The following is a 9,677-nucleotide window of genomic DNA, read 5'->3' as shown; positions in this document are numbered from 1 at the left end:
GCGACGGTTCATCCCCACGGGCGTGGGGAACAGTCCCAATACGGATATACCCATCGTGTCGATTGCGGTTCATCCCCACGGGCGTGGGGAACAGACTTATCTTAACATACTGTTAATTAAGCGAAATAATCACTTCCAATTTTCTACCGATAAAAAGCGGATTTTTTAAAGCTAAATTGTTAAAGAGCATTTTCATCCTTCTGATCTTCAACAGGATAAAACGAGACCAGCTTGAGACCATCGAGTTCGACCGGCAGGCGGCGGTTTTTACCCAGCGTTATGAAGTCGAAACCGGATTCGGTATTGGTGGTCCAGACCATGACGGCATTACCCTCTTCAATACCATCTTCAATCTGCGACCAGATCATTTCCCTGACTTTAACCGATAAGTCGCCGACATAAACGCCGGCACGGATTTCGATCAGCCAGACGGCCAGACGGCCGCGCAGCCGCGGCGGCACGTTTTCAACTACGATGACCAACATCGCCGATACTCTCAGGATTAGGAATAGCAGGTGCAATCGATTCTTCGGCCGGTTTCGGCAATTCCAGTTCGCCGGCCGCGAGCACTTCTTCTATGGTTGGAATAATTTTTCTGAGGATTTTTGTTTGCCGGAAAATATCGCGGCACATCAGACGCACTTCGCGTTCGGGATCACGATAATTCTTGGCGGCGATCTTGAAAGCATGCGGAATGATATCGTCAAACTTGAACAAATCCGCTATATCGTAAACGAACGACAGAGGCTTGCCGGTATGGATAAAGCCGATGGCGGGTGCATAACCGGCCGCCAGAATCGCCGCTTCACTGATGCCATAGAGGCAAGCCGTCGCCGAACTGATGCAACGGTTGGGCATATCGCTTCTGTCCCATTGGGTCGGATCATAATTACGCCCTTTCCACTCCACGCCGGCCTGTTTGGCCAATAATTGATAAATTTTCTTGACGCGGGCGCCTTCTATGCCTCGCAGCTGTTCAACGCTACGTCTTTCCGGCGGTTTTTCGCCGAAACGAATCTCGTACATTTTACGCACGACTTTCAAGCGTGCCGCATCATCCAGCGCCAGTTTGGCTTGATAAAGCAACCGGTCGGAACGCGCCCCGCCCGGCTGTCCCGAAGCATACAGGCGGACACCGGCTTCACCCACCCACACCAGCAGCGTCCCTGCCCTGGCCGCCAAAGCGGCGGCATGATGGGAAACCCGTGTGCCGGGCTCTAACATAATGCAGGCAATGCTGCCGACCGGGATATGAGTGCGGATGCCGGTTTCGTCGATCACGACGAATGCGCCGTCCTTGACGTCGATTTGTCCTTTTTCGATGAAGACCATGGAGACGCGTTCTTTCATGGCAATGGGTTTGAGGGGTGGGAGCATATTGAAAACCTATCAAGCTCTGGCTATAGACAGCAAGCCGCATCCGAATGCTTTAGCTGGTCCTATACCCTGCATCATTTCCTGAATTAGAGCTTCAGCATCCGTTACCGTCAGTATGCCGTCGAACATCACCGTTTGAATTTTACCGCTACGGCCTTCTTTGGCCTTGCGGAAATACAATACCGGTTCGAGCTGCATAATCAACGATTCCAATTGCGCAAAGGATTGCAGCTTACGTTCCACCCAAGCCTGTTGCTGTTCTTCATGTACTAACGGCACGCGCACGGTTTTCGCAAAGGTTTTGCCTCTCCTTTCAACCGTGCCCTTGCTGCTGTCCTTGATAGTTTTGATCGGATTAGCTCGCAATCGAAAACGCAGCCGTTGACCATTTTGAATGTTCACAGAGTACTCGCGCCAGCCGAGTAGTATCGGGCTCTGCTCGACGCTTTGCGGCTGCATAACCGATTGCATCAGGACATGAGCACCGACGCCTCTTTGCAACTGCTCAACACGAAACAGGAACCCACGGTCTGCATCTTCATGCCCAAGGAATAAGCGCCATAATGCTTGATGAAGCTGGTAAGGGTTTTGTGCTTGCGCCCAGGGGATATGGATTTTACTCAGATACATGAACCGCTCCTTTGCTTGCTGTTATATATATAGTGCGAGTTGCAAACTGCCGGGGTTGATGAATAATAGGTACATCCCGCTTTCTTATAGAAACGGCGCTATCGCTTTCCTCTTCACTATAAATAACCCCTGAATTAACACCGACCTGAGCCAATGCCGACAAGGCCGAGTTAGCCGATAGCATTGTTTCAAATAGAGGTCTGCTGAGCGAGCAGCTACGCCGACCTAAAACCGGCGTATAAACAGGCTGTTTAACAGCCTGTGCAATAGTTTCCAAAGAAATAACCGCTGCTTCATTATTCCATATAGCAACGGTATAACAGGCATCTTGCCAATATTCCCGCCAAGTCTGGATTGTATCGTGGCTTTTCAGGCCGCGATAATCATCTCTGGCATTCTTGACGGTGTGATAGTCGGTCATTTTTTGACCTTGCTGATCAACTCGCACCGCAAACGCTACACTACTGGCCAAGAGTTGCTGTTGCTCACGATCGGTACGCTCTATCCCCAGACAAGCGCCCAATAAGCCAAGCAAGGCACTGCGTCCGGGGAAAAGCTCGGAAGGACGCAAGCCTTCAAAACTCTCCCTGCCCCAGGCCTGCATTGGGCCTTGCAGTTTTAATATTAAATGTCTACGCATGGCATCGCTTCCGGTTAGCCTTCACCGTTGTTTCTTACCCAATTTTCCAGCTCGGGCAATGATTGTTTGGCATTGATGCCAGCCGGCAGCTCTGCATTATCCAAAGTGAATTCAGCGCACTGCTCATCCAAACCATATCCCCGATGAACTTTATCCCAGTAGTTGTTCAATTCGGCAATTGACGGCTCTCTGAACCCGCCTTTGTGATCGGCCTGTATGGGTTTTTCAAAGGCATTAGCCAGAGAAATCGGTTGATCGGAAAAGCTAACCAATGCCACATCCGCCAGATTATGCGCGGCAAAGCTTTGTTGCTTGGCACTAGGCACTTCGGTTGCCAGCATGTGCAATACGTGTGCGGCAATTTCCAGAGCTTTCCATCTGCTGTCTACCGTTTCGACCGCTTTCATATCGGGCAATAAGCCCAGATTCACCTGCAACTGTTTAAGGTTAAGGCTGGCGTAGCGATAGAACACGCCGGAAGAAAACTCCTGGGTATCTAAATGGCCGGAGCCCAGTTCCTGCAAATCGTCAACGGCAGTAAACCAGTCGATGTCTGCATCGACGGCATGGGTAGTGATGGCATGGGCAACGGCCAGGGCGCCGTCGATCTTGCCGACTTCGCTCATCAGGCCTGATGTCGCCATGCGGCCCGATAATGCTATATCCACCCCTTTTGCTAACGCTTGCCGAAAAGCCTGGCTATCTTTCTCAATCTGTTTCTGTAATTTTTTTGCATCGACGCCTTCGGCTTCCAGCGCTTTAATCTGATCACAGAAATAAGCGATCTCTTCTATTACCCAAGGCGCAACTGCGTCGCTTTTGGCATCATCAGCACTGCTGTCTTTGCCTGAAATATACTCGATAGCCTGCTTAACTAGTTTCTCATCATAGCGACTGGATAGCTCTTCAATTACTTTTTTCTGGAAATCCGCCAAATGCTTAGTGCGCACACTGGGTTGACCTAAATGCTCATAGTAATAGTCACTCGTACGCATGGTTCTTTTTAAACTCTGACTGGAAACCCGCACCCGCCTTTTGCCGCCGAAAATAGCGGACTTTTGCATATTCATGTCATCACGATTCAAGCAAGAAGGACTGTGTGAAATCAAAACGTGAAAGTTGATAAAATTTTTGTTCATTTGCTGAATTCCTTTAATTTAATTAAGCGGATGCTTTGGATTTGGTATTTTGGTAGTAGAAGAAATCTTCCAATATTTTTCGTTTTGAAAACTGATTAGGATGATCCCACCACCAAAGTGCATTAGCCATTTGCGGCCAGTCGACAGCAGGTTGGTCAGCCAGCTTCAACAAACGACGCAATTGAATTAAATCATTGGGTTCTTGCGAACGGACCACCATAAACAGGCGTTTTTCATTAATGTCGGCTTTGGCCAATGCCTTCCCCAACGAATCACCATTTTCCTGATGCTTAATCAGTGGCAAGCAATACAGTAGGCGTTGCATGCCTTTATGGGCTTTGTTGTCATGCAATACCTGATAAAAAGCCGGTATTTCAATCAAGTCACCGGGACTCATGACCCTTTTCAATTCCGCTTTCGGGCCGGGCTTTAACGCTTGATAGCGTTCATATAACGCCAGAAAATCGGGCGTTTTGTTTTCTCCCTCACTCATGGGGTTTCTCCTTGGGGTTCCAGTTCTTTCAGAGATTTATGTAATGACCGCCTTGCCAATGCCAAGGCTTTTAACATTTTCGGTTCTTGCCGGTAGGGTTCTGTGGACTGATTGAATAAGCTAACAACGATAGCCTTAAGTTGATTATTTAATGCTTGCAACTCATCTTGCGATGCTTCGAATTTAATAGCCGCCAAACTGTTATGCATCAAATTTTCCGTTCTCTGGTAATAGGTGGCTTCAACAGGATTGCAAAGATTGATGCCGGAGCCGTTCACTTTGTCCTTGATGCCGACAGCAAACAGATACAGCGCTTTTCTTATTGCCGTTTTATATGCCAAGCCACGGTCAATAACCTGTTGAATCACGTCACCATGCTCTGCCCAGCCTTGCGCCAAGCTAAATAACTCATGGCGACGCTCCAATATAGTTGCTTGATTGTTGCGATAACCTCCGATGATAAGTTGAATCTTATCTGCCGCCGTAAAGGTTCGGGCTTGCTGAATAACCGGCGCGGTTTGTTGGCCTTCTTTGTCGTTTTGCTTATCAACCACCAGTCGACTCATATGCGTCCAAGTCGGTGCCGTGGTTGTAAAAGATGGAAATTTTTCTTCTCTTTCGCCTTTTTTAACGGTAAAAATTCGAGTAGATAACGGATGCGGCCAGGCACTATTTACCGTGTAGTTGAACTTAGCTTTATTAAAACTGTTATAGACTGGCTCGTAACATCCGCAACAACTGCAATTCGCCGAGGATTGAGAAGGCAATAATTCAAAATGAGCAGGTTGCCATAATAAGCCCCGATTCAGGCCTATTGCGGAAGCTGGTATTTTGGCTTCGGCTTTTATTTTGTCCAGATAATTAGGTAACTGATCTTTTGTTTCTGGATACCAAGGCATGACGGTTTCCACCGTCTCCTCGGTAAGTACGTTCAACCAGATTGTTTCTCTAAGAGAACGTCCCTTAATCAATATTGTGATCGCCGTGCTTCCACGCAAACTGCCTTTAAAACCACCACCCATGCTCGGACAATTATTGGCAGCATTGAATAACGCAATGGCCACACAACCGCCGCACAAAGCTTCAGCCAAACCTTGCGGATTGACAAAAGCTTTATTGGTACCGTCGGCAACCCCTGCCAGCAATTTATCCATCGGGGTCGGTTGCGCCGCTTTTACGCCTCGGATTTGCATGAACGGCGTTTCCGGGTGATCCAGATCAAACCAGTCTATTTTTCCTTCACAAGCTTCAGCATAAACTTCAGGCGTTATCGGCTCTTTGACGTATTGCCCCAGCGCTTTTTTGTCTCGGGGAATGAACAACACTTGAGTCATGGCGCATATAAGCTGCAAACAGGCCAGTTCCATATCGTCGCGCGGCAAACAGAGCTCGCCTTTTTGTTCGTCGCACAGCAGTTGTTTTAAGGTTATTTTCTGGTAGTTACCTTGATGCTGAATCGGTATCCAGGCGTCCGTCAGTAAATTCATGAATTCTCCTTGGGTTGATCCATACGGTTTAATCCTGTGCTAGTGTGGTAAAGATAGATGTAATCGCCTTGCTGCGCGACGAATTTCCCATTTCCAGCGGCTTGCATGGGCAGCCAGATAAAGCCTTCTTTATCGGTTTCCGGCAAACGACCATGGTTGCTCCAGCTCTTTGGTACGGCAACACTGTTTAAATTAAAGGCTTCCAAACGCTCGCTTTCATCCAGACTGTCTATAAGATCACCGTTTAATAAACACCGTTTGCCCTGAGCATTGTTATGAAAAGGAATCAGGTTCAGGCTCATTTCGCCATCGCGCGTCAATGCAGAAACATTGCTATCGTTGTCTGATAATTCGTTCATGCTGCTGTTAATCAGTTGTTTAGCCGACATCAGGCTGGCATAGCGGTCTTTGTCATACGCTTCATAACTTTTCAGTACCCATTCCGGTTCATCAGGCCATAGTTCTTCGCTATAAACCGATTCAATCCAATCCCGATACGCCGCCGGAAAACTGACTTCGCTTGCGGTTTCCTGATCCGCTCGCTGCAAGCATTGCTGGGTTCGCCATAACACCCGGCTATTGCCATATATGAGCTCATGCAATTCATAATCGTCTTCGGCAGGCAACAAGACAGTACAGACCGGTTCTTTGAACAGTTCCGGCCTGTTGCGATAATGGCGATGCAAACGCCCCATACGCTGAAACAATAAATCAACCGGACAAAGCTGGGTAATCAGCCAATCAAAATCCAGATCTAGCGATTGCTCGACCACTTGGGTAGCTATTAATAAATGGCCTTTGGCTCTGGCATTTTCCGGATAGGGTTCCGCACCAAATAAATCAAGAACGGCTCGCTCTTTTTTCTGACGATCGGCAAAGATAAATCGCGAGTGAAAAAGCAGCAGCTGATCTTCGGTGAGTTCTTCGAATTGTTCTATCTTCACCAGCAATAGTTGATAAAGCTGTTGTGCGACTGCAACCAAATTGCAGACCAGACAGACTTGCGCGCCCTGCGCTACCGCATCAAGCAATCGCTGAATAAAAGCGTCAACTGGCAATAAATGCGGTGTTTTGATCAGTTCCAGACGAACCGATATCGGCTTAGGCTGTTGCTCGGGCTGCGCCGTCAAATCGTATGCAAAGCTTTGCCCGTCCCGGCAATGAGTGATTAATGGATAAGCTTTATTGGAAATGGCTAGCTCACAACCCCATGCTTTCGCCAGCTGCTCTTTTTGTTGGAACGGCAGAGTGGCTGACAATAAGATAGCGCTGCCTCCGGCAAGGCGTTGTTGCTCCAGCACGGCATTCAGAAGTCCGTACATATAGCTGTCGTAGGCATGAACTTCGTCAATGATCAAAACACTACGGCCAATACCGAAGCCTCGCACAAACTTGTGCCTGACCGGCAATACTGAAACCAATACTTGATCGACTGTACAAATGCCGATTTGCCCTAGAAAAACTCGTTTGCGGCTTTGTGCCAGCCAATTGCCACACTGTACCCAGGCTTCTTCAGAGTCTTGAGCGGTTTGCGGATGACAGGCTAGCTTTAAATTTATGAAGTTTTGCTCATATTTCGCTCGGCCATGCGCCAAAATCACATTAGCCTCATTGGCAAACAGCAAAGGTGCCGCTTTCTCCAATCGTTTTAACATGGCATTAGATGTTGCTTGAGTCGGTAGTGCGAAAACAATGCTATCTGCCAATCCCAGCGCCAGTAATTGCCATGCATAAGCCAGCGCGGTTTCGGTTTTTCCCGATCCTGTTGAAGCTTCTATCAGCGTCAATCCTTGTGCTTTTGGCAGTTGTTTAACGAGGCACTGCACTTGCCGTGGCGAATGACCATTCAGTAAAACATCGATATTTTGATAAGGTTTAACTTGACTTATGACTCCCGCATCTTTCAGTGCCTGCCTGGCAACCGCCAACCGATCGTCATACCATTGCCGTAAATCTTCAGGTGGTTGATCATCATATTTAAAATATTCAGATGATCCCAACCAGTCACTTACTGAACAAAAACCGGCTAACATCGTCGATGTCGTTTGGCTACTTTTAATCTTTTCTAGTAAAGGCGGAGTATCGTTCAGCGATAACCCGATCGGATTAAGAAATAACCTCTCCAAGGCATTAAGCCATTGCAGCCTTGCCTGTTTAAATACAGAAAGCAAGTCCGCTTCAGCAATTGGAGAAGCATATTTTTTATTTTCTTTTTGATAATCATCCGGCACAACACCGTGATGTCCCATAACGGGCGCCAGCCAGCTATACCATGCCTGCCAATCGTCGTTGTCATCAAAGCAAAAATCATCTGATCCTGATGAAAATCGCTCCTTTAAATCCTGATAAAACCAATATAGTCCTGCTGGACCATGGTAATACTCTTTAATCGATAACCCCGTTAGTTGAACAGGTATTCCGCTTATTTCGGCATTGACGTTTTTCCAGATTTCCGGTGCCTTGCGTTGAAAACGCAGATCGAATTTTCCGTAATCATGCAGCGAAATAAAAAACAATACCCAGGCACGGGCTTGTTCTTCTGCTAAACCGGTAATTTCAGCAAAACATCGCCTAATACTGGCACTGCACTGCCACCACTGATCAGCTACCGCCGCCACATCCAAACAATGATAAGGCAGTAAATGGTAAGCCGGCCCGATGGTCTTATCCGGTTTAGCCTTCCCCCAATACTTGTAATACATTCTCTCCCCCTAACAATTCACCTAAACTTCATTATCCATACCCACCGTATCATTCCGTGCCACGGTTTTAATTATTTATAAATTTCCGACATGGCCTGTATTTCCTGCATGACAGCCTGCCTTAAGAACTCCGGCTCGATGATCTCGACGCTGCGGCCGTGTTTCAGGATATCCATCAGGAGTTCCCGGTGATCGCCGAACGGGATGCACAGTTCGTAGCTGCCGTCATCCAGCCAGCGATCGGTTTGTTTCGGGTGCCATTGCTCGTCGGAGATCCAGCGGGCGCGCTCGGGGGTGAATTTGAGTTTGGCGAGGTGTTGGGCCGGCCCTCCGAAGATGCCGTAGGCGGATGTGTAATGTGCTTCCAGTTGTTGGCGGTCGATGTGTTTGGCGGGTATGTTTTGCCGGATCGCGGATTTGATTTTTTCCAGGGCGAATGTGCGTAGCCCGTTTTTGCTGTGACACCAGGCGTCGATATACCAGTTGTCACGATAATAGATGAGATTTTGCGGTGAGATAGTGCGTTCCGAGATTTGCCCGTCGCTTCGGGCCTGGTAAACCAATTTTAATCGCCGGTTTCCGAATAAGGCGGCGGCGATTTTGGTGAACAGATGGTCATGGCCTTTGTAGCGGGAGGCCATAGTCAGTATTTTAACGCTTTCCAGTTTGCATTCGGCGCTGCTGTTGTCCAGCGCCAGCAGTTTTTCTATGCGGGTTTGCAGTTGGGCTATCTGTTCCCCAAAAATACCGTGCGATAGGTCGCGCAGCATCCTATGGCAAGTCAGCAGTCCCCAGAGCTCATCGGCGTTAAACCATAAGCCGGGCAATTCATAGGGATGCGCGCCTGTTTCCGTATCGTAGTAATAGCCGTTGTGTTTTCGGTCGTAGATGATAGGCGCATCAAAATGGTTTCTCATAAGACCCACCAACCGTTTGACGGTGGATTCGCTGCATTCCAGTTTGTCTTGCAGAAGTCGGTTGGAAGCCGGCGTGCGACGGCCGGATAAAATAGTGTGCAATTGATAGATTCTTTCAAAGCGATCCATGCCGCGCTCCTAATTATTATTTATTTGAGCCTCAGAGTGACTTTACACCCGAAATCGCTCTTTAATTGAGTCTACTCAAAAAACCAGCCATTGTCTCAACATTTCAACAGGTAATCATTTTCGGACAATCAACCTCTGCTGAAATTATCGTCGAGATACCGTT

9 protein-coding genes are annotated in these 9,677 nt (G+C 48.0%); all 9 read right to left on the bottom strand.

What is annotated here, in order from left to right:
• Positions 1–179: 179 nt before the first annotated feature.
• A complete protein-coding gene (gene cas2e, locus EK22_RS12025) occupies positions 180–485 on the bottom strand; it encodes a type I-E CRISPR-associated endoribonuclease Cas2e (RefSeq protein WP_020161331.1) in 306 nt (101 codons plus the stop codon).
• Positions 466–1,377, bottom strand: a complete 912-nt coding sequence (gene cas1e / locus EK22_RS12020; RefSeq protein WP_036251201.1) for a type I-E CRISPR-associated endonuclease Cas1e — start codon at positions 1,375–1,377, stop codon at positions 466–468. Before cas1e ends, cas2e begins: the two co-directional genes overlap by 20 nt.
• Positions 1,378–1,389: 12 nt before the next feature.
• Entirely contained in the window at positions 1,390–2,007 is a 618-nt protein-coding gene (gene cas6e, locus EK22_RS12015; RefSeq protein WP_036251199.1) for a type I-E CRISPR-associated protein Cas6/Cse3/CasE, read from the bottom strand.
• The gene (gene cas5e, locus EK22_RS12010; protein WP_036251196.1) at positions 1,994–2,647 is read right to left on the bottom strand and encodes a type I-E CRISPR-associated protein Cas5/CasD; all 654 of its coding nucleotides are present in this window, start codon (positions 2,645–2,647) and stop codon (positions 1,994–1,996) included. Before cas5e ends, cas6e begins: the two co-directional genes overlap by 14 nt.
• 14 nt (positions 2,648–2,661) lie before the next feature.
• Complete coding sequence (gene cas7e, locus EK22_RS12005) at positions 2,662–3,786, bottom strand: type I-E CRISPR-associated protein Cas7/Cse4/CasC (RefSeq protein ID WP_036251194.1); 1,125 nt, start codon at positions 3,784–3,786, stop codon at positions 2,662–2,664.
• A gap of 22 nt (positions 3,787–3,808) precedes the next feature.
• Positions 3,809–4,279, bottom strand: a complete 471-nt coding sequence (gene casB, locus EK22_RS12000) for a type I-E CRISPR-associated protein Cse2/CasB (RefSeq protein ID WP_036251191.1) — start codon at positions 4,277–4,279, stop codon at positions 3,809–3,811.
• Entirely contained in the window at positions 4,276–5,766 is a 1,491-nt protein-coding gene (gene casA, locus EK22_RS11995; RefSeq protein ID WP_036251188.1) for a type I-E CRISPR-associated protein Cse1/CasA, read from the bottom strand. The genes casB and casA overlap by 4 nt, the downstream gene beginning before the upstream one ends.
• A complete protein-coding gene (gene cas3, locus EK22_RS11990) occupies positions 5,763–8,468 on the bottom strand; it encodes a CRISPR-associated helicase/endonuclease Cas3 (RefSeq protein WP_036251185.1) in 2,706 nt (901 codons plus the stop codon). The genes casA and cas3 overlap by 4 nt, the downstream gene beginning before the upstream one ends.
• A gap of 71 nt (positions 8,469–8,539) precedes the next feature.
• Entirely contained in the window at positions 8,540–9,514 is a 975-nt protein-coding gene (locus EK22_RS11985; protein ID WP_036251184.1) for a helix-turn-helix transcriptional regulator, read from the bottom strand.
• Positions 9,515–9,677: the final 163 nt, after the last annotated feature.

The sequence above is a fragment of the Methylobacter sp. BBA5.1 genome, assembly GCF_000746145.1.
GTDB classification, from domain to species: domain Bacteria; phylum Pseudomonadota; class Gammaproteobacteria; order Methylococcales; family Methylomonadaceae; genus Methylobacter; species Methylobacter marinus.
The sequence above is the reverse complement of the archived record's forward strand: the minus strand, read 5'-3'. Positions and strand labels throughout refer to the sequence as shown.